A 24,851-nucleotide genomic window follows, 5' to 3' on the forward strand; every position below is an offset into this window, starting at 1 on the left:
GGGTGCGGGCGTCACGACGAGGCGGGGGTGCCGAGGACGGCCCAGGCGAGGTACACCGAGAGGGAGTTGATGGGCGATGGGTCGTAGGTCACGGCTGCTTCGTCAGCCCGGACCGGCATGAAGAGGGAGTCGGCACCGCTGCCGACACCGCCGGAATTTCGGGCGCGGGCGCCGACTTGCCGGTTGCCGACGGTCACGGTGACCATGCCGGCAGGGCCGGACGCTGTGACCATGTGGCCGACGAGGAGCCGATCGGTGGCCGGACCACTAGTGAGATTCGCATTGCGCACGATGTTGCTGAAGATCTTGACGCTCTTCTTGGCCGTCAGGTCCTTGGTCGTGATGCCGGCGGCCGTCACCCCGCCGCCCGGTACCGTCGAGTTCCCGCCCGCGCTGGCCGATCCGGTGACGCTGATGCCCGCAGTCGCGTTCAGGTTCTGCTTGGCCTCGAAGGTGTCCAGCGCCGTCAGACCCGTGTGCGCCGTCACCGCCCCGTCGACGGTCAGCCCCTTGCTCACCGTCACCGCCTCCGGGAAGGTCACCGTGCCGCTGGCCCCGGCGGTGAGGGGCGCGGTCAGCGAGAGTCCGGCGAACGTCGGGGTGTCGACGGTGACCGTGACGGTGTCGTACATCGTTTCGCCGGTGGCCTTGACCTTGGTGCGCAGCGTGAACGTGGTCGGGCGCACGACGGAGTCGCTGTCGAAGCGGGTGAGCGTGGAAACGTCCCGCCCGGTCGCGCCGAGGTCGTCGTCGAGCGGTTGGGTGAACACGTGTCGCTCGACGTCGCCGCGGGTCTGCCAGGTCAGCGTGACCCTCTGGCCAGCCGTGATCCGTGTCGCCGGGGAAGGGCTGAGGCTGCCGGCTCCCGCCCATCGCCTGGCCGCCAGGCGGTTGGGGGAGCCCGCGAGGACCGGGGGCCGGTAGGGCCACTTCTCGACTTTCAACCGCACCGCCGTCGGTTGTGCTTCGCCGACCAGGTACTCCGTGATCTGAATGGTGGCCTCGCCCGGCTCGGTGTTGATCCGCAGGCCGTCGATGACGAGCTGGGCACCGTCCTGGTCGAAGACGAACGCGTTGCCGGGCGGGGTGAAGGTGATGGTGGCGGTGCTCGCGGTGGAGGTGATCGCCGACTGCCACCCGGTCGGCGGCGTGGCCGCGATCCCGGTGGCGGTCTCCACGAGTGTGGTCGCGGTCGTGCCGATCGGGATCTCCATGACGATCTTCGCGCAGCGCACCGGATCGCCGGGCGGTGCCGAGACCACGAAGTCCATCCGGACGCTGGGGCCCTCGCCGCTCGGCGGGCTGACCTGGAGTGGGAACGGCGTGGTGAGCGAGGCGTAGTCGAGCGCGCCGGAGGCGATCGAGTAGGCGGGGAACTCCGGGAACTGCGTGGTCACGGCGTGGGCCCTTCCTCGGACGGCTGGAGTTGGAGGTAGCCGGTGCGCAGCACGGGGCGGGGGAAGGGCAGGCGCGGCAGCGGGTAGACGGGCAGGGTGGGGTGGTCGGTCCATGTCGTGGCTGTCGCCGGCTGGGACCAGGTCCAGGTGCCGTGTCGGTCGGAGGGCCGGGGCAGGAGCAGGGTCGTGTCGTCGTCGGGGGCGGTGGTGGTGATGATGGGGCCGAAGCGGAAGCCGGCGGTGATGGCGGCCAGGGATTCTTCGAATGCCCGGGCGGCTACGCGTAGTTCGGCGGTGGGAAGGATCCCGGTGGTGGCGTGTACCGCGCCGTACGGATCGAGCAGCAGCGTCAGGTGGGCCGCGGTGGTGGCGTCGTGATCGCGCGGCGGGCGGGCCGGGAGGGCGATGCCGTGGCCGGTGTCGATGGGGCGCAGGTAGGTGGCGGGGTCGTCGAGGTCGGCGAGGTCGGCGAGGTCCAGGACGGTGTGCAGTGCGGTGTAGTCGCGTTCCTGGTAGTAGCCGATGAGTCCGTCGCCGAGTTCATCGCGCTCACCGAGGCGCACCGGCCAGCGGTAGTCGGTGAATTCGGGGTGGGAGGGGTCGATCAGGTGCTGCCAGGACGGGTCCCGGTAGGGCGGGCCGTCGAGGTCGATCCTGACCCGGGTGCGGACGAGCGCGAGGGGCCGGCCGAGCAGCCGGCCCAGGGTGGTGGGGGGTGGCTGGTCTCCGCTGGGCGCGATGGTAGTCAGGGCCCGGTCGAGGCCGCGCAGGAGAGTGTGCAGCGTCGCGCGTTCCCGGGGAGGCAGCAGGTAGGTGACCAAGTCGTGCAGGTGGCGGTGGTCCGGTTCGAGGTCTGCCGAGTCCAAATAGAGCGAGTGCGGCAGCGGCTGCCACTGCGTCACGGTGCTTCCGTTCGGAAGCAGGCTTGTCGTCACCGTCCCCAGGGGGGCGCCGTCGGGGGCGTAGCACAGCAGGGAGCGGTCGAGGTGGTTGGGCACGAGCCAGGCGCAGATCGCTTCGGCGGCGGTGTGGTCGTCGAGGGTTCGGGTGTCGTCGAGGGCGGAGAGGAGGGTCAGGTGGGTTCTGGCGGGTTGCGGCAGGCGGGGCTTGGTCTCGACGAAGCGGCCGCGGTCGCGGTCCACGACGGTGACCGGTTCGCCGTCCGCGTCGACGCCTGGGCGTACGTCGTGCGGGAGGGCGGGCCGGAAGGCGTGAGCGGGGGTGCCGTTGCCGATGGTGTCGCGCAGCTCGAGTTCGTCGGGGATGACCACGGGCAGGGCGCGGCCGAAGCGGTCCACGATGTTCAGGCGGGTGAAGGCGAACTGCCCTGACCGTACCTGCTGGAAGCGGGAGGCGGGCCAGCTGGAGAAGGGACGGGTGAGTGGGCCCGGGTCCGGGGGCAGGCCGCGGGTGATCTCCTGGGCGACGGCCTCGCGCCGTGTGCGCGAGCCGGTGCCGAGGTCGACGGCGGGGTTGGGGCTGCGGGACAGGAGCTGGTCGTTGAAGCCGTCGAGGGTCTGGGAGATGAAGTCGACACCTCCCGCCTGCTCGGCCAGGGCTCGCAGCTGCTGCGCGAAGGGGCTCTTGCCGCGGCCCGCGTAGTTGCGCAGACCGTCAGCCAGGCTCTGCGCCGCGGTGGGGGTGAGGAACTGGCGTCCGCGCAGGGTCAGCGGCTCGTGGTCGGCGCCGGTGCCCAGCCACTGGTAGCGGTTGCCGTCGAAGGCCCAGTTGGCCTGCCCCGGGTCGTCGATGCCGTCGCCTTGTGCGTAGGTGATGGGGTAGTAGTCCACCTCCCACTGGAAGAACAGCGGGGACCACGGCTGGCGCCAGGGTGTGGTTCCGAGCGCGGGCACGGTGCCGTCCGCCTGCCGGTGCGGGTTGGCCATCGCCGCGCGCAGGGCCTCGATGTCGCTGTCGGGGCGGCCGGCGGCCCGGGCGAGGGCGGGGGCATTGGCCGGGTCCAGGTGGAAGAACTCGCGAAGCAGCGCCGTGAGCAGGCCGCTCAGCCCGGCCGGGTCGGGCAGGTGGTCCGGGAGGGGTACTTCCTGGTCGGGGGCGGACACCCGTTGGGTGCGCTCGGAGTCGAGGTAGACGGCGGTGAGCAGTTCGCCGGGCCGGCGGCAGCGCAGCCCGTCCTGGGCGGCGAGCCGGGCCTGCTGGTCTTCCTTGGCGTGTCGCAGGAGCACGACGGGTTCGCCGGCGCGGTACGTGGCGGGCAGGACGTCCCGCTTGAGGACGAAGCCCTTGGGTACGGGGCACTTGTCGGCGATGGATGCGGCGAGTTCGTCGGGGGTGCGGCCCCAGGGGATCTTGGCCCGGGCCTGGGCGAGAAGCTCTTCACAGCGGGCCGTGTCCTCCTCGGCCTGGCGCAGGCGGTTCATCAGGTCGGCCCGGTAGGAGCCCGGCCCGGCCTCGCGTTCGGATTCCGGGTAGTCCGGAATCACCGGCAGGCCGGCGGCCCACCACAGGTCGTACAGGCGGCGCTGTGCTGCGGCGAGGTCGCGGGCGGCCTCGTCGTGTGCGGCCTGGTCGGCGTTGAGTGTCGTCAGCAGTGTGCCGAGTGCGCGGCGGGTGCGGCGGCGCACGCCGGGTGGCTGCTCCGGGGCGTCGGGATCCTCTTCGAGGGTCCAGGCATGGCCGGCCGGGGTGGGGGTGAACCAGGAGGTGAAGGTGGTGCGGGCGGCCTTGAACTCGGCGTCCGGCTCGTCCGCGTCGTCCAGCAGGCCGTGCTGGCAGGCGCTGAGCAGGGCCGCCAGGCCGTGGGCGCCGTCCGGCTCGGCCTGCTGGAGGAACTCCTGCGCGGCGTGGGCGCTGGTGTTGCCCAGGGCGACCTCGACCCGGTCGGGCCTGGGCGACTGGGGCGCGGGGCCGGTGGCATGCCAGGTCAGGCCGAGCACGGTGCCGTGGTAGAGGCTCCGGTCAGGCAGGACCATGCGGTCCACGATGGCCCAGTCCGCGAGGAAGTCCTCCAGGCTCGTGCCCGATGCGGTCAGCGGGTCAGCGTCCGGGTCGCTGTACCAGCCGACGACGAGGTAGCTGACGGTCCACGCGCGGTCCCGGTCGAGGCCGTCCATGGTGTCGTGGATGGAGAACACATTCGTGTTGTAGGGCTGGTAGACGGCGAAGGTCGGCACGCCGGGGCCCACCGTGGTCAGGAAGAGGCCGCCCTCGGGCGGTCCCGGTTCGGTCCATGCGCCGGATGACAGGTCGATGCGGCGCCCGATCCGGGTCAGGGAGCCGTCCCGAGTCGCATACGGGCTGCTGCCGGTGACCGGGTCCAGGTGGTCGCTCTCGACGATCCACGCGCTCTGCTGCTGCTGTGCCCCGCCGGGCTCACCGTGGGTGCGTACGACGAGCCAGCGGTTGGGGACCAGGGGGAAGGTGATCTCAGCGTCGGGTTCGTTCTGGTGGCCGGAGGTCAGCGGTTGAGGTAGCTGCCACTGGAGGTAGACGCCGCCGCGGCCGGGGGTGAGGGCGAAGTCGGTGTCGATGTTGGAGAAGGGCGGCGGTTCGGGCGACAGGCGCAGCCGGGTGAGGGCGTAGTTGGCCTGCCAGCGTTGGAAGTTCTCGCCGAGGCGGACCTGGTCGTTGACGACCAGCGCGTCCACCTGCACGGGCACGAGGAGCGGGACGGGTTCGGTCATGGCTCAGCTCTCCTCGTCGGTGTTCGGCTGCGCCGCGTTCAGGTGGGTGTGAATCAGTTGTCTGAAGGGCGCGTTGACCAGCTGCAGCGCGAGGGCGGCCGGGGACAGGCTGTCGTCCGGCAGGGGTTGGCCTGCCTGTCGCAGCCGCGTGCCCAGGGCGGTGACCAGGCCGTCCCCGTCCTGTGGTCGCAGATCCAGCACGCGCCGGCCGAACGGATCGGGGCGCAGGTAGGCGCCGATGCCCCTCTCCCCCGGCTCCTGGGGAAGGTACTGGCCTTGCAGCGTCTGCCCGATCGGGTCCTGCTCGGTACCGAGGCTGCGCAGGTTGATCACCGGGATGCCGTCGACGGGGTGCGGGTCGATGCCGAAGGACAGCCCTTCCGGTGGTTCGGACAGCTCGACCTCGTCGGGTACCTCGTCGAACAGGTACAGCAGGATGTCGGCGTCCAGCAGGTCCTGACGCAGCAGCCGCACCGGTTCGGTTCCCTTCCAGGCACGGACGATCAGCTCGGGGCACTCGATGGCGAGGGCGGAGCGAATCAGCAGCCCGGCCTGCGGCCACGAGCCGTCCACGTGGCGCGCCGAGGCTACCCAGGGGGCGGCCAGGGCGGCGAGTGCGGTGTCGGCCTCACCGGTGACTCCCAGGCTCTCCGCACCTGCCTGAAGGGCCGTCAGCCATCCGGGGTCCACGTGGAAGAACTTCAGGGACTCCGGTGGCAGCATCGCCTCGGACGGGACGAGGTGGGCGAAGGGCACGCCGTACAGCAGACGTAGCCGTGCCAGCCACTCGGCGACGGGCTGGCCCTGGGATTCGAGTGCTTCGCTCAGTGCCTCGCGCAGGAGAGTGCGGGTATCGGCGCGCTGGAGGACGCGGCGCACGGCACTGCGGGCAGGCTGTGGTTCCGCGGTGGTGGTGTGGGCGGCGGTTTCGGTGGGGGGATCGTTCAAGGCCCGCAGCAGCGTCTCGGCGGCGCCCGTGGCGGCCAGCTCGGCCAGCGCGCGGCGGGCGGCGTGCGGCCTGGCCAGGCGGGCCAGCTCGGTGGCGTCCGCGCCGGGGGCGGCGGCGAGCCGCTGGGCGAGGACCGCGCCCCGGAAGCGGGCCCGGCTGCGCCAGGCGCTGAGGTGGGCGGCGAAGTCGTCGTCGGCCAGGGCCAGGGAGCGCCCGAGCGTCCACGCGCTCGCCCAGCCAGCATCGAACAGGCCCCAGCCGTCGTCGTAGATCAGCAGCTGACCGGCGTCCGACCACTCCCCCGTGGGTGAGGGCGGTAGCTCCGGGGCGAGGGAGGCGGTCAGCGGTCCGCGGTACCAGGCGTAGGTTTCCTCACCGGATGCCACCTGGTAGGGCAGCGGGACCCAGCCTGCCTTCAGTTTGGTGTGGGCCCGCTGCTCGGCGGCGTCCGGCGCCCGGCCGGCGCCGGTGTCCGGGGTTGGTACGCGCAGCAGCAGGTCACGCGGTGCCTGGTCGTTGTCGTCGTCGTAGAGCAGGTCGTGGACGCGGGGGCCGAATCCCGCCCCTCCTGCGGGCAGGCACTCGAAGGACCAGCGGTGCAGGGACACGAGCCGCACGTCGGGAGGTGCCGGGTCGTCGGATGCCGCGGCGCCCAGCGCCTCCAGGCAGCCCTCCAGTGACACCAGGTGGGCGACGTGGCGCCCATCGGCGGCGTTGGGCAGGCGGTTGGCGAGGATCACCGCGAAGTCGCCTTCGGTGAGTTTCTCGCCGCGCAGCCTGGCGTCGGCGCGCACGCCGCGCACGTGGACCAGGTGGCGCAGTTCCTCCTCGCGGGGGCACACGGCGGCGAACACCGTCGCGGGGACGAGAATCGTCGCGCACTCGCTGTTCGGATCCAGTACCACTTGGTTGCGGGGGATGTCCGGGGTGAGCACCCTCTCCTCGGGCACATCCGGCCATAGCAACTTGTCGACGGCCATCGTCTCGACCTCGCCGGTCGCTCCCGGGTCGCCGGGCAGTTCCCGCTCGGCGAAGACCAGCAGGGCGAGCCAGGGCGGGCGCGGCTTGACGGGCCCGGTATCGGGATCCGCGCGGGGGTCCAGGACGCGCAGCCACGGCAGGGGTCGGCTTGCCAGCGTGATGTGCGCCAGCGTCAGGCCCAGGTCGCCGCTCGACTCGGGTGCGGGGTTGACCGCGACCACGAGGTCGGGTGGCAGGGAGAACTGCGGTGCGCGGACCTCGAAGAGGCGGGTGGCGTCGCGCAGGTGGTCACCGGTGTCGACGTCCTGGATGTCCTGTGAGGCGGTGATCCTGAACTGCCCGGCCCGGATCGAGGGGATCAGGTCGTCGGTCAGGTTCAGCGTGAAGCTCGTGTCCCTGCGGCGGGCGGCCACCTGCGGTGTGCCAGAGGTCATGTCGAGCTCCTCCATGTCGGCGGATGTCATGCCCGGCTCCCGGGCGCGGTGGTCGCGTGTGCCCGCGCCCCCGCGCCGGCGAGCAGCAGCGGGTCGGCGGGCAGCCCGTCGCGGGTGGCGCGGGTGGCGTAGTCGCTCAGCGGGGAGTCCGGCAGCCCGTCCGTCTCCGGCGCCAGGAGCGCATCCAGCGCCTGGCGCAGACGGGTGCGCGCGTCTTGAGCGGCGTCCGAGTCGATATGCCCGGCGACGCGGGAGACGCCTGCGCCGGCAGAGGGCGCGGGCTGGACGAGGTCGTCGGCCGGCGGGTCGCCTGGGTCGCGCGGGTGGTCCACATCCGGTAGCTCCTCATACGCGAGGGCCGCCTCACGGATAGGCCCCAGCGTCGCCCCACTGGTCACCGGCGGCGGGACGGTGATCTTCAGGCCCGTCGGCCGGTCCTCCAACCGGTCCTTGCCAGTGAAGATGTCGTCCTCGTCCGGGTCGGGCGACCCCCACAGCGCGGTCGGGACGTCACCGTCCACGACGTCGACCTTCCATTCGCCGGCCCGCTCCACGATCCGCGATCCGGCGTCGGCGCCACGGAAGTCCTTCTCCGTGGTCACCTTCACGGTGAACGAGCTGGTGCGGCCGCTCAGGCGCATCGGCCGGATGTCCAGGCGCTTGCCGCTGTGACTCGCGCCGTCCTGGAAGGACAGCTGCGAGGCCGGAACGGACGTCTCGGCGAGGAAGGTGAAGCCTCCCGGGTCGACCAGCCACGGCGCCTCGGGATCGTCCAGGTCGCGCCCGGCGGGGGGCTCGGCATCGGCCAGCAGGCCCTCCAGCATCGTGACCCGCAGCACCTGCTCTTTGGGGGGCAGCAGTTCGGTGAACTGGGGCCAGTCGAGCGCGGGCGGGCTGGTGCGATTGGATCCGAAGCCGATGGTGACCTTGATGAAGACGAACTTGGCGGTGACCGTACCGCCGGTGGGCGGCCCCCAGATCGTCAGCGACGCGCCGAGCTCGCCCTTGAGCGTGGCGAACAGCACCTTGAGGGACGCCCCGACCGTCACCCCGATCGCTACCTCGAAGTGCAACGGCTTCCAGCGGACGAGCATGTGCGCAGAAGCATGCAGCCACGCCTTCAACGGGCCCGCGGAGTAGCGCACATCGAGCGTGCCGCCGGCCATCACGGCTGACGGGGTCAGCGCGAAGTACGCGCTGCCGGTGATGTCCACGTTCCCCAGCGACCACGAGAAGCCGAGCCGCGGCACCTGCGGGTAGTGCGCCGGGGGACTGTACAACCTGTGGTAGCCGCCGGCGGTGAGCACGAAGTCCCCGGCGTAACGGCTCTTTCCGGACCACATGTAGAACGCGAAGCCGCCACTCAGCACGCACGACGGGTCGATGACATAGGAGTCGTACAAGATGGCAGTCGCCGCGAACTCGCCGATCGCGGACCGGTAGACGATCCGCAGCTGCAGCTTCACCTGGGCCAGGGCGCGGCCCGTGCGGGGGAAGGCGGCGCGCGCGGTGCCCAGGAGCGCGACGGTCAGATCGTTCCCGGCCTCCAGGAGGAGCAGCAGACGGCCGGTGATGAACTCGAAGGAGGTGAAGTCGAGTCCGGCGGCCAGCCAGATCTGGCTCTGGCGCGGCGTCACCCACCGGCCCGTCAACTCGTCCAGGACCTGCATCGGATCGTCGGACAACCCGCCTTCCAAACCGCTGACCAGTGGGAACTCGGCCACCTGCGACGGCTCGGGGATGGTCAGGCTGCTGTTGAAGCCGAATCCGGCGGCGACGCCGGTCACCCGGAACGGGGGCGGGCCGCCGATGGGCGCGGTGGCCCGGCCGAACACGAACAGCGACGGCATGCCGTCCTCGCGGCGCTGGTAGGCGCCGACGGCGGTGACCCCGATGCGCGGCAACTGAACCACGAGCAGGCCGCCAACCATCAGCTGATAGCCGGAACCCGAAGACTGCGGGATGTTGATCAGTGCTCCGGCGATCCGCAGCGGGGGCCGCTCGAAGTCCACGGCGAGGCCGGACAGGCGGGTCCGGACCGGGAAACCTTGCCCGTTGAGGTCGACGCCCAGGGCTAGCCCTTGCACGGCCATCGTGAACCCGCCGGCGCTCAGCGCGCTGTCCAGCATCAGCCAGACAGTTCCGGCCTCGTACGCCATACCGATCCGGCGCACCGCCAGTGGCCCGAACGAGCGGCCCAGCTCAAGCCAGGCCCCGGCAGGCCCTTCGGCCTCAGGCGGTGGCGTCTCGCCCGGCGCGAGGACCACTCCTTCCAGCACGCGCTGGCCCGCCGGTGCACGCTGCCCGAGCGCCCGCTGCGGGGCGGGCGGGCGCACCCCGCCGACCGGCACTGTCAGCAGCGCGGGTGCCGACCCGGGCACGATGTATTCCAGCGCCAACCAGGCCCCGCCCGGCAGTCCGCCCTGTTGGGCGTCCAGCACCGGCAGCACCGGGCTGTCCGGCGCGGCCGCCGTCAGCGCCTCGTTCAGCTGGCCCAGCAGTTCCGGCGGCACCGGGCGGGAGGAGGCCAGCACACGCACCCCACTCAGGCCGAGGTCCGCGTCCGACGGGATGAGGTCCGCGAGCAGCGGCAGCTGCGAGACCTTGGCCTCCACGCTCACCGAGACCTGCGCGGCCCACGTGGATGCGCCCTGTCCGTCCCGGAGCGAGGCCACGGCGAGTGACACCAACTGGGTCTGCGCGGACACCACCGTGTAGCCCAACTCCGAGTCGTACGCGATGGCGAGACCGTCCAGGTCCGGGCAAAGCGCGGCAGGCAGCGCGTCCTGCAGGTCGCCGAGTCCGCCGAGCCCCAAGGCCCGCAGCAGCGGGAACAGCGGCACCGAACCGTCGGTGGCCTGCCAGGACGCCGTCAGCCGCTTCCCTGTACCCGACTCGAACTCGACGGCGAACCGCATCGGGTACAGGTCGTCGTCACCGAGATCCACCAGGACTTCCAGGTCGGCCTCGAAGGTGACGGACCGGGTACCGCCGGATCCGCGGGCGATCACCACGCGCAGACGGAACGCACTGTCCGGCGTGTCGTCGCCCAGTGGCAGCCGGCCAGTGCAGGTGAACTCGCCTGTGCCCGCGCTGTCGAAGGACAGTGACACCTCGGAGAGATGCAGGCCCGCAAGCGCCGACGGCAACGGCGTGGGGAAGGCGGTGTCGAACCAGGTGCGGAATCCTTCAAAGGTGATGTCCGCTGCCGAGCCGGTGACCGCCCACGCGCCGTCGGCGGACCGGCTTGCGAGGACGACGACATCCGTTTCGCCGAGAGCCAGTGTGCCGATCACGGTGGCGTCGGGCGTCCGGGTGCCCTGCCCGGCCAGTTCCAGGATCAGACCCTTCAGGACGACGCCGTCGGTGAAACACCAGTCCAGGTCGAGGCCGATCGCCAGGAGGTAGTCCAGGGTCGGGACGTCGCATCGCACATAGAGGTAGTCGAGTTCGGCGACAGCCGGGAAGCCGTCCGGCAGGTGCCCGGACACGAGGTCGGTGCCACCTTCGGGGCGGTCGGCACTCGCCGAGACGCTCAGTTCCGGGAGGGTCACACCGGCCGTCATCGCCACCGAGCCGGCACGGATCCGGGCGCCGAGGCCGCCCGACACGACGGGCGCACCGTCCGGGCCCGGTGCCAGCTGGACCCATGCCGAGAACTCGTCGAGCGTGAGCAGACCGTCGACCAGCGTCCACCCCTCTCGGGTGTCCAGCGCCAGATCGACGCTCACCTGGGAGAACGTGGGGGCCGCCCAGTCGAACGTGGCGCTCATATCCTTAACCAGCACGTGCGCCAGCACCGACCGCACCGGCTCGGGCAGCACGAGCTGGTCCATCACGCCGGGCCCGATGAACGGCAGGTCGGCGAGCGCACTCAGGGAGCCGAAGCTGAGGCCGTCCCCGAACTCCCCGATGACGGTAGCCCGGTCGGGCTCCCCCGGATCGAGGAACTTCACATAGGCGTCACCGTCCACGGCCCATCCAGCGCCCGGCACGGCCATCGGAACGAGCCGGCCGAAGCCGTCCGGCGCCGCCTCCAGCACGACGTACGCCGATCCGAAGCCGAGGCTCCTGAGAGGACCGAGGTCGCGCTCCAGGAACGGCGTCTTGATATCCCAGGCCGGCCACCCCACCGCGATCTCCAGGCCGGTCACCGTCATGCGCTCGTCGTCGGTCGCGAAGCGGACCATCGCGGGCAGGCCCGTCAGCTCGCTGCCGGCCACGTCGAGTTTGCCTCGTACGGTCAGCCGGTCCGGGTCGCCCTGCGCGTCGTCAAGGACGAGGTCACCACCGAGGAAGTCGGTGAACAGGGGTTCGGCCTCCGCCACCGCGAGCGTCGCGGCGGGCAGCTCGAATCCGTCAGGGGCCGAGCGGAGCATTTCCTTCAACTGCGCAACAGGCAGGGGCATAGCTGTCCTTCTCGACACGGGGCGGCGCCGGCAACGGCGGTGCGAGCCCAGCTACGGACGGGTGGGCGACCAGCTGCGGGCCGGGGAGAAGACTTCGGTCTCCTTCTTGCGCCCGAGGGCGGCGCTGAGCTTGGCCGTGGGGTCGCCGAAGACCGCAGCCGCCAGCGCCGGGTTGATGTTCGCGCAGTAGCCACGGTGAGCGGCCACGTACCGCTCGACCTCCGCGCTGAACGCGGCGTTGCCCTTCGTGATCCCCAGCCGCTGGCAGCCCACCTGAATCTGCTCCAGCGACGGCACGGGAAGCCCACCGGGCACCTGGTCGGCGGCCTTCCTGTACACGAACGCGGCCCCCATCTGAAGGTGGTCCGCGACCTTCGATCCGCCACCGGGCGGCGGCTCAGGCGACGGATGCCCGGCGCGAGCGTCCCTGATCAGCCGCCTGCGGCTGTTCTCCTTGTCGTCCTTGAGTTTGACGCGCTCGGCGAAGTCGGCCTTGGCGGACGCGCCCGAGTGCACCTTGCGCGCCAGCCCAGCGAACTGCTCGATCTTTCCGCCCAACAGCGCGTCGACCGCTGCCACCGCGCCGACCCCTGCGCCGAGCAGGAACTCCTCCGTCTGCTGCTGGAGCAGCGGCTGAAGGACGAACGTCTCGACCCAGCGCGCCGTATTCGCGACCTTGTACAGGTTGCTGGGCATCAACAGCGTCGCGATCCGACCCGCGCTCTCGCCCATCGTGCCGAGCGAGAAAAGGTCGAGCAGTGCGGTGATCCCCTTCTGCAAGGGCACTTCCAACGCCACGAGCACCGCCCACGCCAGGTCAGCCTTGCTCGTCACGTCGAACAGCAGCCGCCTGCTGCCGATGAACCCGGCTGCGGTGGCGGTCTTGGGGTTCCGGACCACCTCGGCTGTCATCGTGGTCGGGTCCCGCAGCAACTGGTGCTCCCAGTACAAGTCGGTGCCGACCTGACGGGCTGACAGCCGCGAAGGCAGCCCGTGTTCCTCGCTGAGCTTCGCCTCATTCACCGTCCAGGCCCGCCTGCGCGCCGCCTCGGTGCCGAGCATCCGAGTCTTCAGGTCCCGCACTTCGGGCGAATCGGGGGCAGAGTTCACCGCGATCAGGAACTTCGCCGCCATCCCGGCCGCGCTGGTCACCAGAGCGGGTTGGCGGATCGGAGCCTGGCTGAAAACGCCGACGTCCTTGAACCCCGCCTGGATGTAGCGCAGTGGGACCTCCGCGCCGAGCGCGATCGCCTCCGACACGGTGGTGCGCACCGTGCGGTACTCCCACGGCTTCCACGACACGGGAATGTCCACCGGCCGGTCGTCGGCGGCCCCGGACAGGATCCCGACCGCCCGGTTGAGCAGATTGCCGAGCAGGATGTCCGGCCGCAGCAGGAACCCCTCCGCCTGCAGGATGCGGCCCCACGGGAACGAAATGACCACCCAGGCACCCTTGCCGTCCCCGGAGTTGACCTCGTTGCCGCCCAGCACCCAGGTGTTGCGCAGGTCGGGGCCGCCGTTCAGGATCAGGACGCGCACGCCACTGTCGCGCCCGGGCCTGCCATCGGCCCCCGGCGGCTCCTCCAGCACCTGCTCGTTGTGTCCGAACCGGTCGTGGCGGGCCCAGCCACCTGAGAGGTTCGCGAAGTCGAACGGACTGTCGGGGATGTAGGTGTTGGGCACGGGCAGCAGCTTGCCGATGTCCTCCAGCAGCTGCTTCCCAAGCGGCTTCTGCTTGAGGGAGCCGATCAGCCGCATGACGTAGCCGACGAACCCGTCCCTGCCCGGGTGATCACCGGAAGCCCACGGCAGGCGCGGCTCGACGAGGATCTTCCTGCCGAGTACCCGCTCGCACTCGTCGAGCTTGTCACGCCCGCTCGTCAACAGCCCCCATTCGTACCCGAAGTCGACAGCTGACAGTGGCGCGCAGGCGATCCCCAGCTCGATCTCGGTCGCATGTAGGACGCGCCGCACCCCGGGCTTCTTTGGATCAACCCCGAAGTCAAGCGCCTTCGCCGTCGCCCGCACGGCAGGTCCTCGGGCCGCGACAACGTCGATGAGTGCCTCCTCAGAAAAGGAACCGGAACCTCACACGAACGGTATAGAGGATGCGCACACGAACGAGACACCCGCGGCGTGAACGCAGGGGCGTGTCTCTGACATGACCATAACGACAAACAGTTGATAGTGCAGTCATCTTCGCCAAGTCGGTCATAAACCGCCGATAAATGGCCAACATCGATTACGAGGCCGCCGATCGGGCCGCAGCGTTAGAGCGGGAGACCGGCAAGCCACTGCCACCAACCCGCTCCGACCACCTCACGGAGGCGAACCGTACGCCCACGGGGAAACACACCGGACGAGGCCGTCGAAACGCTCGGCGCGAGCACCAATCAGCGCATCCCAGTGGACATCGATCCAACACTTCGCCGTCGCCGGCAGTCCCAGCGGCGCTGCAGCACATCCGTCGCAGACATTCGCCGACCGCCACTGTCTATTCCGGCCTGGTTTGGCCCCCACTGTTCCGGGTGAGTTCCAGACCTCGTCGCAAGGCAAGACCGCAAAGGTGTTGAACGACGAGAACGCGTCGGGAAGGGTGGAGCCAAAAGCAACCCGGTAGAAACACGCCACTGCCCCACCGATACGCACAACCGGCCGCCCCCCAGACCGGCCAGCCGCGCCCTTGTCGCCACGACAAGGGATCGCCGCAGGTCAGGCAGCACTTCGACGGCCGGGTGATCGCATGGTGATCTCCGGTAGCTACCCAGCGCGACCGACAATGGATGTGCCGAACCACCCACACGTCCATTGGAAGCGATCACGATGCGCGCCATCGTCGATCACGGCCGGGTCTACCGCCGCTGCGGCTGCCGCGACCAGCAACACCACCAGCTCGGCGCGCACTGCCCCGCCCTCGTGTCCGACCCAGATCACGGCAGCTGGACCTTCGCGGCCGACCTGCCGGCCCCGACCCCCGGCCGCCACACCGTACGCCGCGGCGGCTTTCCCACCGAGGACGCAGCCCGAGCCGCTCTGCGCCGCCTGCTCGAGGGCCACAACGGCGGCTTCACCGCCGACCCCAACCAGACCGTCGCTGACTACCTCACCGCCTGGCTCCGCGCCAAGGCCCTGGCGCTCAAGCCCACCACTCTGGCCCGCTACCGCGCCTACGTTACCAACGACCTTATCCCCGCCATTGGGGACATCCGGCTCGATGACCTCGGCTACCCCCACATCGCCGGCCTCGTCCACACCCAGCTCACCCACGGCCGAGGCCGCGTCACCGTCCACCGGATCCTCGCCACCCTCTCCAGTGCCCTCGGCGACGCCGTCCGCCGCCACCGCCTGGCCACGAACCCCGCCCGGCCCACGGTCATCCCCCGCCCCGCCGCCGCCGAACGCCACATCTGGACCCCGCAGGAAGCCGTCCGCTTCCTCCACTACTGCCACGCCGTCGACCCGCCGTTCGCGGACCTCATCGAACTCCTCATCGGCACCGGCATGCGCAAGGGCGAAGCCCTCGCCCTCCACTGGAATGACGTCCACCTCGACCAGGGCGTCCTGTTCGTCCGTTACTCACTCGCCGCCGTCGACAACAACCACCTCGTCCTCACCACCCCCAAGACCCGCACCAGCAAGAACTGGGTCGCCATCTCCCCACGCGTGGCCGCAGCCCTCCGCAACCGCGCCCTCGACCACACCGCGACCGCCACAGGCCAACCAGGTGGCGGCCTGGTCTTCCACCGCCCCGACGGACGCCCCCTGCACCCCGCCTACGTCCTCAACCACTTCCACTACCTCAGCAAGCAAGCCGGGGTCTCCCGTACCACGGTCCACGACCTACGCCACCTCGCGGCCACCATCTCGATCACGGCCGGCGTCCCACTCACCGTGGTCTCCAAGACGCTGCGGCACTCCACGCTGTCCACCACCGCCAACATCTACAGCCACCTCACCACTCAGGCCGCGCGCGACGCCGTCAACACCATCGACAAGACCCTGACCACAATCGACGGAACCGCCGCTCCCACCGTCCCCATTCCCCGGCCGCGACCACCCAGCGACCACACCCCGCAAGCCCACAACCGGCTCACACTCATCAAGACTCGGGAGGTGGACACGAGTTACCCGACCAGCGCCCCACCGCCGCAGAACGGTGCGACCACAATGCGACCACCAGCCGACGAAACGTCAAAAAGGCCGCCTCCGCATCACTGCGAAAACGACCTCTGACCTGCGACAACGCTATGAATCGTTGTCGGGACGACAGGATTTGAACCTGCGACCCCTTGACCCCCAGTCAAGTGCGCTACCAAGCTGCGCCACGTCCCGTGGTCTCGGCGCCCTGGCGGAGCCTGGGGGGCTCTGCTGTGGGCTTCTCGACCTTGCCCCCGGTGTCCCGGCGACGTGGAAAACAATACAGCACGTCGGGGGGTGCTCGCTGCCAGGTTTCGTGGGGTGCGGGGTCAGGGGGTGGGCTGGCGGGCGTCGTAGCGGAGGAAGGCCGGGCGGCGGGCGGCGAGGAGGACGATGGCGGCGACGCAGGCGAGGCCGCCGCTGATGACGGAGGCGGCGGGGCTGGTGAGGGAGGCGACCGCGCCGGACTCGAAGTCGCCGAGGCGGGGGCCGCCGGCGACGACGACGACGAAGATGCCCTGGAGGCGGCCGCGCATCTCGTCGGGGGCGGCGACCTGCATCATCGTGTTGCGGAAGATCATGCTGACGGTGTCGGCGCAGCCGGCGACGGCGAGGAAGAGGAGGCCGAGCCAGAGGTTGCGGACCAGGCCGAAGGCGGCGATGGCGAGGCCCCAGGCGGCGACGGAGGCGAGGACGGCCACGCCCTGGCGGTTGACCCGGCTGACCCAGCCGGAGAAGAGGGCGCCGATCAGGGCGCCGACGGCGGGGGCGGAAACCAGGAGGCCGACGGTGCGGGCGTCGCCACCATAGAAGGTGACCGCGATGGCCGGGAAGAGGGCGCGCGGCATGCCGAAGATCATCGCGGCCAGGTCGGCGACGAAGCTGGTGCGCAGGTTGGGCTGCTCGCGGAGGAAGCGCAGGCCGTCGAGGACGGAGGCGCGGCCCTTGCGTTCGCCGAGGGGGCGCATGGCGGGCAGGCGCCACATCGCGTAGAGGGTGGCGGCGAAGGCGACGGTGTCGACCAGGTACGCGGCCTGGGCTCCGTAGCCGCCGATGAGGACGCCGCCGAGCATGGGACCGACGGTGAGGCCGAGGTTCATGCTGACGGTGTTCAGGGCGTTGGCGGCGGGGAGCTGGTGGCTCGGGACGAGGCGCGGGATCATCGCCGAGCGGGCGGGCGAGCTGAGCGCGAAGAATCCGGCCTGGACTGCCACGGCCGCGTAGAGGACGGCGACCAGGCCGAGTCCGGCGAGTGCCTGGGCGGCCAGGACGGCGGAGACGGCCGCGAGACCGGCGGACCCGATCAGTCCGAGGCGGCGGCGGTCCACGGTGTCGGCGATGGCGCCGCCGTAGAGGCCGAAGGCGATCAGCGGGAAGAGGGAGAAGAGCCCGACCAGGCCGGTGGCGAAGCTGGAGCCGGTCAGGTCGTAGACCTGGACGGAGACGGCGACGGCCGTCATCTGCTGGCCGATCGACGAGACGGCCTGGCCGAACCAGACCCGCCGGTAGTCGGCGTTGTCGCGCAGCGGGCTGAGGTCGGCGAAAGCCCCGCGGGTGACCCGGCGGTACCACGGCGGGGCGGAGGCCTCGGGCCCGCACGCGGGAGCCTCGGCACCGGGGGCGGAGGCGGACACAGCAGGCTCGGACACAGCAGGCTCGGACACAGGAGGTTCGGACGCGGGGGGCTCGGACAGAGCAGGCTCGGAGCCCAAGGGAACAGGCCCGGCGCCGGACGAAGCGGGACCGGCCGCCGAATTGGCAGGATGATTGGTCGACACAGTCCCCCATACTCACCCTGCCCACCGCTCGGCTCGCCACCGGGGCGGCTCCGGCAGCAGCCCGCCGCGACAGCGCTCACCGCAGCCCCTGCTGAGGGCCCGGCCCCACCCCCCGACGCCACCCCCCACCCCCCGGCGCCCCTACCGGGTCAACACCTGCTTCTCCCCCGCCTCGACCGCGAAGTCCAGCCGGTTGCCCGGCGGCGGGAAGGGACAGATGAAGTGATCCGAGAAGGCGCACGGCGGCAGGTAGGCGCGGTTGAGGTCGAACACCGTGTGACCGTCCGCCTCCGGGGCGGGCAGGGTGATGAAGCGGAAGCGGTAGGTGTCCGTCCCGCTGGTGGCGTCGGCGATGACGCCGGTGAGGCGGTTGCCCGCGTGGCTGACGGTCAGGGTCCGGTGCTCGCCCGCGACGGTGAAGGCGATCCGGCCGGTGACGGCCAGCGGGCGGTCCTTGCCGTCCGCGTTGGGGACGACGACCTGATCGTCGCCGCCCTCGAACGGGGTGTAGACCGCCGGGACGGCCCACTCCGGCGAGTAGGGGTACGCGGAGATGCCGGCGAAGGAGGCCCGGCGCGGTGCGGCCGGGTCGAAGACCCGCAGGGCCAGCTCGCCCTCGCGCTCGATCGGGGCGAGGCGCAGCTCGCCCAGCGAGGCGGTGTCGGCGGCCGGGTTGGTGTCCGGCCGGAGCAACGCCTCACCGTCGACGGGGGCCGACGCACCGGTGACGGTGATCCCGTCGGCCGCCGCCGCCCGGACCCGGGCGCCCTCGGCGTCGGCCCACCAGAGGCCGGGCAAGCCGGGGACCTCGTTGGGCTCGGGCTCCAGCCAGTGCGTACCGGTGAGAGCCAGCTGGCCGTGCGGCGTGCTCACCGCCGCCGCCCGGTTGTCGCTCCAGTGCTTCCATTCCTCCGCGGCTGTCGCCGTCATCGGCGTACCTCCCGCTCCGGTCCACGACCCGCAGGCCGTCCTTGTCCGACAACACCATCGACCTCGACGCGTCCGACGACGCCCCGACGCCTCCGTCGACGCCTCGACGCCTCCGTCGACGCCTCGACGTGTCCGTCGACGCCTTCACACGTCCGTCGACACCGTCACGACCGCCACGCGTCCGCCGACAGCTCCAACGCGTCCGTCACCACCTCAACACCGATCACGGCAGCAGATCATCCCGGCCGGGTATCAGCCCTTGAGCGGCCGGAACAGGCCCTCCTGCACCACGGAGACCACCAGCTGTCCGCTGCGGTCGTAGATCTGCCCGCGTGCCAGGCCGCGGCCGGCGTGCGCGATCGGGGACTCCTGCTGGTAGAGCAGCCAGTCGTCGGTCCGGAACGGCCGGTGGAACCACATGGCGTGGTCGAGCGAGGCCATGTCGAAGTGGCGTCTGCCCCAGAGGGGCTCCACGGGGGCGCGGACGGCGTCCAGCAGCGTCATGTCGCTCGCGTAGGTGAGGGCGCAGACGTGGATCAGCGGGTCGTCGGGCAGGGCGCCGTTGGTCCGCAGCCAGACGCCGCTGCGGGCCTCGACACCGGCCAGCTCCTCCTTGCTCCAGCGCAGCCGGTCGACGTACCGGATGTCGAACGGCTGCCGGCGGCTGATGAACGGGGGCAGCTCGCCGAGGCGGGAGCCGACCTCCTCCAGCGCGCTGGGCAGGTCCTCGGGGGCGGCGACCTCGGGCATCGGGTACTGGTGCTCGATGCCGCCCTCCTCGGGGAGGTGGAAGTCGGCGGTGAGGGCGAAGATCGACCGGCCGCCCTGGATGGCCAGCACCCGGCGGGTGGTGAAGGAGCGGCCGTCCCGGATCCGGTCCACCTGGTAGACGATCGGCACGCCGGGCACGCCGGGGCGCAGGAAATAGGCGTGCAGTGAGTGGACGGGGCGCTCGCCGTCCACCGTGCGCCCCGCCGCAACCAGCGCCTGTCCGGCGACCTGGCCGCCGAACGTCCGCTGGAGCGCCTCCTCGGGGCTGCGCCCGCGGAAGATGTTCAGTTCGATCTGCTCAAGGTCCAGCAGCTCGACAAGCTCGTCGACGGGGGTACCCATGCGTGCACTTCCTCTCCGGACGGCCGGTCCGGACGGAGGTCTTCCGCCCGGCCGCCGACGCCCGTGTTCTCGAATTCTCCCGCCCCATCGAATTCTCCAGCGAGCCCGGGCATTCCCGACACCGGGGGCACCTTCCGCCGATTCACTCGAACGAGGTCCCACTCTCTCGAACGTCGACGGCGGGCGGCAGACCGTTCCCGCAAGCACTCAGAGGCCGGACCGGCGGACGGTGATGTTGAGCCGCCCGGTCAGGCCGAGCGCCGGATCCGCCGTGCCGGGCAGGGTGCGCACGACGCCGTGGTACGCGAACCGGGACGGGCCGCCGAAGACCAGCAGGTCGCCGCTGTGCAACTCCAGGTCGGTCCACGGACGGGTTCGGGTCTCGGTGTTTCCGAGCCGGAAGACGCAGGTGTCGCCGAGCGACAGCGACACCACGGGGGCGTCGGTCCGCTCGTCGCGGTCCTGGTGCAGACCCATCTTCGCGCCGTGCGGGTAGTGGTTGACGATGGCAATGTCCGGCTCGTAGCCGGCCGCACCCGCGATCTCGCCGGCCGCCCCGCCGTAGGCGTCCACGACGGCCCGGCGGGCCAACCGGCCGAGCTCCGGCGGGAACGCCTTGACCGGCGTGCCGTCGGCAGCGGTCCGGCGGTAGCCGTACGGAAACCAATGCCACCCCAGGCTGACCATCTGCACGGACATCAGGCCGCCGGTCGGCATCCGGACGGTGTGCATACCGGCCGGCGGGCGGGCCCACTCCCGGCAGGCGGCGACCAGGCGCAGCTGGGCGGCGGCATCCAGCCAGCCGGGGACGAGCACGGCGCCGGGCGCGGGCTCGGACCGCTCACGTGACGTGCCGGCGCCGGAGTCCTCGCCGAACAGCTCGCCCTGGATCACCCCACCATCCTCGCGCACCCCTCCGACAAGCGGGACCCGCCACCGCTCACCGCTCCTCCGGTGCCTCGCCGATCATCCCGGTCTCCCGGGCGCAGACCGGCCAGGCATCCCACCCCTGCATCCGGAGGACCTCCTCGGCGACGCTGGTCTGCTGGCGCCGGCTCGCAAGGTCGGGCCGGTCGGCGTACCGCAGACCGCCCGCCTCCTCCCGGGTCGGAGGCCAGATCTGCAGCCCGCCGAAATAGCCGTTGCCGGTGTTCGCCTGCCAGTCACCGCCGCTCTCGCACTCGGCGAGGTCGTCCCAGACCAGGTCCGCAACGGTCGAGGCGGCCTGGGCCTGCCCGCCGGACACCGCGCCGACGGTCAGTAGCACGGCAGCGGCGAGGGCGGCGAAGACCCGCGCCGGGCTGCCTATCGGTACGAAGGATTCACGGCTGATCCTCTGAACGCCGAGAAGGCACAGCAGCCGACCCTAGCTAGGCGCGCACCGCCCCGGACCGTCCCCACACGCCGGACACGCCGACGGCCGCTCCCCCGCACAGCGGAGAAGCGGCCGGGTGGACAGTACGTCCGAAGTGGCGCGCCACCAACGAATCAGTCGGCCCCGGGGTCGACCGGACCAGTAGTCGGCCGGCCCAGGTCCGTCGGATCCGGGGCGGAATGACGCGGGGTCACACGGACCCGCCTTCAGTCCCACCCCGGTCCCGGCCGAGCCCGATCCGGGCCGACCTCGATCGGCTGGATCAGACGGATCAGACGGTCAGGGTCTGGCCCGGGAAGATCAGGTCGGGGTTGCCGCCGATGACCTTGGTGTTGTTGTTGTACAGGGTGTGCCAGTCGATGCCCTTGGCAGCCGCGATGGTGCTCAGGGTGTCACCGGACTTGACGGTGTAGTTGCCACCCGCGACCGGCTGGGCGTCGTTCGAGGTCGCGGCCTTGCCGGACTTCGCGGCGTTGTCGGACTTCCACGACTTGGCGGAGTCCGAGGACTTCGGGGCGGCGACGGCAGCCTTCGGGGCGGCGGTCTTCGGAGCCTCGGCGGCCTTGGGGGCCGGCGCGGCCTTCGGCGCGGCGGTGGCAGCCGGGGCGGCCGGCTTCGCGGCGGCGGAGGTGTCGACGGCGGCGGGGGCGCCGCCCTTCGTCAGGCCGGCCTTGACGGAGCACACGGGCCAGGCGCCCGGGCCCTGCGAGGCGAGGACCTTCTCGGCGATGGAGATCTGCTGCGCCTTGGTGGCCAGGTTGGCCTGCGAGGCGAAGGCGGTGCCGCCGAAGGCGGCCCAGGTGCTGGAGGTGAACTGCAGACCGCCGTAGAAACCGTTGCCGGTGTTGATGGCCCAGTTGCCGCCGCTCTCGCACTGGGCGACAGCGTCCCAGGTGGAGACGGAGGCGGCGGAGGCCGAGGTGGCCGTGACGAGGCCGGCCACCGGCAGGGCCGCGACAGCGGCACCCGCCACGACAGCCATCCGAACGCGGCTGCGCTTGGTGGCGGTGGAGGTGGTGGCAGCGGCGGACTCGTTACGGAAGGTCATGGGGTTCCTCTCGACAGCCCCGGGCGGGCATGCGGAACCAAGCCCTCGAAGGGGTCGATTTCGCTCGCCGCGTCCGTCGGGCGGCCGGGCACGTGTCGGACGTGCCGCGCCGCCCTGGCCACCCGCCACGCACCGGGGACCTGTTCGAGCGGTCGCATCGGCGGGCACTGCCGGCGCCGGGTGAACCGGCGGGCTGTGCGTCGGGGGTGAACCCGGGTGGTGCTCGTTGCACCGCCAATGAAGCTACGAGTCGGCAGCCGGGGAACCAAACAACCGGCGGTCTGCCCAGCTCAGCCAGGCGTTACCCACGGTAACGACCATGCAATCCTGCCCTAAATGTCCGATTTAACCGTCATTTCCTAGATCGAACATCGCCGAGCCGTGACCCACCTCACCGTTTCATTCCGACAGGCCCGTCATCGACATCGACAGATTGCGAGCACCAGAACACGCACTGCGATCGATTCAGGGGCAATTCCCGTCAGCCTCGGCGCCCACCCGTGACCCCTGCCACAGGGGTCCGTTGGTAAAGGCGGCCGGAATCGGCCACTCGGACAGTCCCGAACAGTCCTGGACGGTCCCGAGGCGGCTCCGAGAACCGAGCCGACACACCGACCCGACAGACCGACCCGTTTCGCCCACCCGCCCCGGCCCCACCCACCGCCCCGTTCACACCACCCCGAACCCACCTCCGCCCCCTCCCCCGCCCGCGACAAACCCGACACCCGAGGAGTCCCAGTGCCGCGCATGCTCGACGTCAGCGACGAGGTCCGATCCGAGATCGGCGACGACGAGGCCGACCGCCTGCTCGGCGGCGCCCACGCACCCGACGGCTACGAGTGCACCTCCTGCCGCGCCCCCGGCGACTCCCTCCAGGAGCCCACCAGCACCGTGCTGTTCGTCGGCGAGGAGACGGCGGTGCTCGCCTTCGCCCACGCCCGCTGCATCCCCTCCCAGGTGGTGCCGGTCGCCGAGGAGCAACTGGTCGGCGCGGTGCGCAGCATCAGCCAGGCCCAGGGCGACACCCCCGCAGCCACGCCGGCCCTCGCCCCGACCCCGGTCGTACCGGGCCCGGCAGCCCCGGCAGTCCCGGGCGCCGGCCAGCCCGCCCCCGCCCAGCCCAGCGCGCCCGGCCAAGCCGCCATCCTCGGCATCACCTGCGGCCTGGTCCTGCATGGGGACACCGGTCACGCCTCGCTCGTCGTCGAGCCCACCGGGCCGGTCGGCCGTCCGGGCAACACCTCCGGCACCGACGAGTTCCTGGACCTCCTCCAGGACGCCGGCTTCCAGCCCGTGACCGACCTCAACAAGACGCCGGACCAGCTGGCCGGCTGGTCGGTGCTGGTGGCGATGGGCAAGCTGCACGCGATCCTCCAGCCGGCGGCGGCCGGCGGCAGCACCGGCTGGTGGCAGGCGCACCAGCCGCTCCAGGTCACCGATGCCTGGCGGTTCGCCGCCAACCAGCTGAAGGAGGTGACGATGTACGCGGTCCCGGCCGGCATGGTCGGCAGGCAGCCGCGCGAGGACCTGCTCCGTCAGGCGCTGGAGCGTGCCGTCGCCCTCGGCCAGGTCGTCGCCGCCTCCCTCCCGCTCGCGGGCACCTGAGCCGCGCCCGCACCGCGCCCGCCGCACCGCACCCTCACCGCGCCCGCGCCGCACCCTCACCTGAACCGCTGCGAGCCCTCCCGGCCCCGCCCACCGGCCCCTGGCCCCCAACCCCCGCCGACGGCCGGCCGGCCGCACCGATCGACACCCCGATCGATGCGGCCGGCCTCCGGCCGGGCAGGCCCACCCCGCATCCCCGGGCGGGTTCACTCGTTGGCCCCAGTGTGTACAGCTACGACGTCTCCGCCTCCCACCGCCGGTCCACCACCGTCCCCCGTGCGATCCCGGGCATGCGCCCGTCGTACGACGCGGAGCACCCCCATTCGGCGACGCCGATCTACGACGAGCTGTACTCCGAGTACCGGCGGCTGTTCCGGGCACTGCCCGGTGACCGCTCCGGCGAGGAGAACCTGAGGTTCACCGGGTTCGCCGTCCGGGACAACGGCTATCCGATGCTCGCCGACCCTCGGCCGTACCCGCCGCAGCAGCAGGCATTCCAGACGTACGGCGGCCAGACCCTCGGCATCCCCCAGTTCATGCCGAACCAGCAGACCGGCCCGGGCCTCACCGCCCACGGCAGCCACCCTGCCGCCCACACCCCGCACGACGGCGCCCAGCACACCCCGGCCAACGTCTCCAGCGCCTCCGGCACCTCCAACGCCACCAGCGACGGAACCGGCCACGCCGACCCGGCCGGCCGGCACGACACCCACGGCCACCCGGGCGGACCGGCCGCGCAGCCCGGCCACCCCACCCAGGGTGGCCAACCCGCCCAGCCCGCCGCCCAGTTCACCAACGGCCAGGGCTGGGTGGCGGCCGGCTACCTCGGGCCGGTCCCGCACCCGATGCCCGCAGCCACCCCGGCCCCGATGGGCACCGGCAGCGGGCCGGCCACCGTCGGCCGCCACCGCAACCTGCTCTCGCTTCCCCCGGGCCGCAGCAGCGACCAGCACTGACCCGAGCCCGAGCCCCGCCGCACCCACACCACAACGCCAGAACGTCACAACGCCACTCACAGCCCGCAGCCCCGACCCCATACCCCGACCCCGCC

The 24,851-nt window shown here is 71.5% G+C and carries 14 protein-coding genes and 1 tRNA gene; 3 read left to right on the forward strand and 12 right to left on the reverse strand.

Translation table 11 applies throughout. From position 1 onward, the window contains the following. Positions 1 to 11: 11 nt before the first annotated feature. Genes OG286_RS11380 through OG286_RS11400 form a run of 5 tightly spaced genes read right to left on the reverse strand, consistent with a single transcriptional unit; the run spans position 12 to position 13,842 of the window. On the reverse strand, positions 12 to 1,397 hold the full coding sequence (locus tag OG286_RS11380; protein WP_396323570.1) for a hypothetical protein: 1,386 nt from the start codon (positions 1,395 to 1,397) through the stop codon (positions 12 to 14). Beyond that, positions 1,394 to 5,041, reverse strand: coding sequence for a hypothetical protein (locus tag OG286_RS11385; RefSeq protein ID WP_396323571.1), 3,648 nt, complete (start codon positions 5,039 to 5,041; stop codon positions 1,394 to 1,396). Before OG286_RS11385 ends, OG286_RS11380 begins: the two co-directional genes overlap by 4 nt. 3 nt (positions 5,042 to 5,044) lie before the next feature. Further along, the gene (locus OG286_RS11390; protein WP_396323572.1) at positions 5,045 to 7,405 is read right to left on the reverse strand and encodes a hypothetical protein; all 2,361 of its coding nucleotides are present in this window, start codon (positions 7,403 to 7,405) and stop codon (positions 5,045 to 5,047) included. A gap of 26 nt (positions 7,406 to 7,431) precedes the next feature. Continuing rightward, positions 7,432 to 11,814 (reverse strand): DUF6603 domain-containing protein, encoded by a 4,383-nt coding sequence (locus tag OG286_RS11395; protein WP_396323573.1) that lies wholly within the window; start codon positions 11,812 to 11,814, stop codon positions 7,432 to 7,434. 51 nt (positions 11,815 to 11,865) lie between these two features. Beyond that, positions 11,866 to 13,842 (reverse strand): hypothetical protein, encoded by a 1,977-nt coding sequence (locus OG286_RS11400; RefSeq protein ID WP_396323574.1) that lies wholly within the window; start codon positions 13,840 to 13,842, stop codon positions 11,866 to 11,868. A 795-nt stretch (positions 13,843 to 14,637) separates the two neighbouring features. On the opposite strand from OG286_RS11400, the gene OG286_RS11405 reads away from it, so the two are divergent. After that, positions 14,638 to 16,047 (forward strand): tyrosine-type recombinase/integrase, encoded by a 1,410-nt coding sequence (locus OG286_RS11405; RefSeq protein ID WP_396323575.1) that lies wholly within the window; start codon positions 14,638 to 14,640, stop codon positions 16,045 to 16,047. Positions 16,048 to 16,072: 25 nt separating this feature from the next. Here the strand turns inward: OG286_RS11405 and OG286_RS11410 are convergent. From OG286_RS11410 to OG286_RS11440, 7 genes are all read right to left on the reverse strand, one after another. Next, a tRNA-Pro gene (locus OG286_RS11410) sits at positions 16,073 to 16,146 on the reverse strand. Between the two features lie 134 nt (positions 16,147 to 16,280). Continuing rightward, positions 16,281 to 17,600: an MFS transporter gene (locus tag OG286_RS11415; protein ID WP_405365175.1), complete on the reverse strand. Its 1,320-nt coding sequence runs from the start codon at positions 17,598 to 17,600 to the stop codon at positions 16,281 to 16,283. A gap of 270 nt (positions 17,601 to 17,870) precedes the next feature. Continuing rightward, positions 17,871 to 18,659, reverse strand: a complete 789-nt coding sequence (locus tag OG286_RS11420; protein ID WP_396323577.1) for a DUF1684 domain-containing protein — start codon at positions 18,657 to 18,659, stop codon at positions 17,871 to 17,873. Positions 18,660 to 18,911: 252 nt separating this feature from the next. Further along, a complete protein-coding gene (locus OG286_RS11425; protein ID WP_396323578.1) occupies positions 18,912 to 19,772 on the reverse strand; it encodes an acyl-CoA thioesterase in 861 nt (286 codons plus the stop codon). 207 nt (positions 19,773 to 19,979) lie between these two features. Next, complete coding sequence (locus tag OG286_RS11430) at positions 19,980 to 20,663, reverse strand: alpha-ketoglutarate-dependent dioxygenase AlkB family protein (protein ID WP_396323589.1); 684 nt, start codon at positions 20,661 to 20,663, stop codon at positions 19,980 to 19,982. A 49-nt stretch (positions 20,664 to 20,712) separates the two neighbouring features. Beyond that, positions 20,713 to 21,018, reverse strand: coding sequence for a transglycosylase family protein (locus tag OG286_RS11435; RefSeq protein WP_396323579.1), 306 nt, complete (start codon positions 21,016 to 21,018; stop codon positions 20,713 to 20,715). Positions 21,019 to 21,418: 400 nt separating this feature from the next. Continuing rightward, positions 21,419 to 22,195: a transglycosylase family protein gene (locus tag OG286_RS11440; protein WP_396323580.1), complete on the reverse strand. Its 777-nt coding sequence runs from the start codon at positions 22,193 to 22,195 to the stop codon at positions 21,419 to 21,421. Between the two features lie 738 nt (positions 22,196 to 22,933). Here OG286_RS11440 and OG286_RS11445 point away from each other — a divergent pair. Beyond that, entirely contained in the window at positions 22,934 to 23,800 is an 867-nt protein-coding gene (locus tag OG286_RS11445; RefSeq protein WP_396323581.1) for a hypothetical protein, read from the forward strand. A 224-nt stretch (positions 23,801 to 24,024) separates the two neighbouring features. Continuing rightward, complete coding sequence (locus OG286_RS11450) at positions 24,025 to 24,756, forward strand: hypothetical protein (RefSeq protein WP_396323582.1); 732 nt, start codon at positions 24,025 to 24,027, stop codon at positions 24,754 to 24,756. The last annotated feature ends 95 nt before the right edge of the window (positions 24,757 to 24,851 follow it).

This window comes from Kitasatospora sp. NBC_00039, from assembly GCF_045160625.1.
Classification (GTDB): Bacteria; Actinomycetota; Actinomycetes; order Streptomycetales; family Streptomycetaceae; genus Kitasatospora.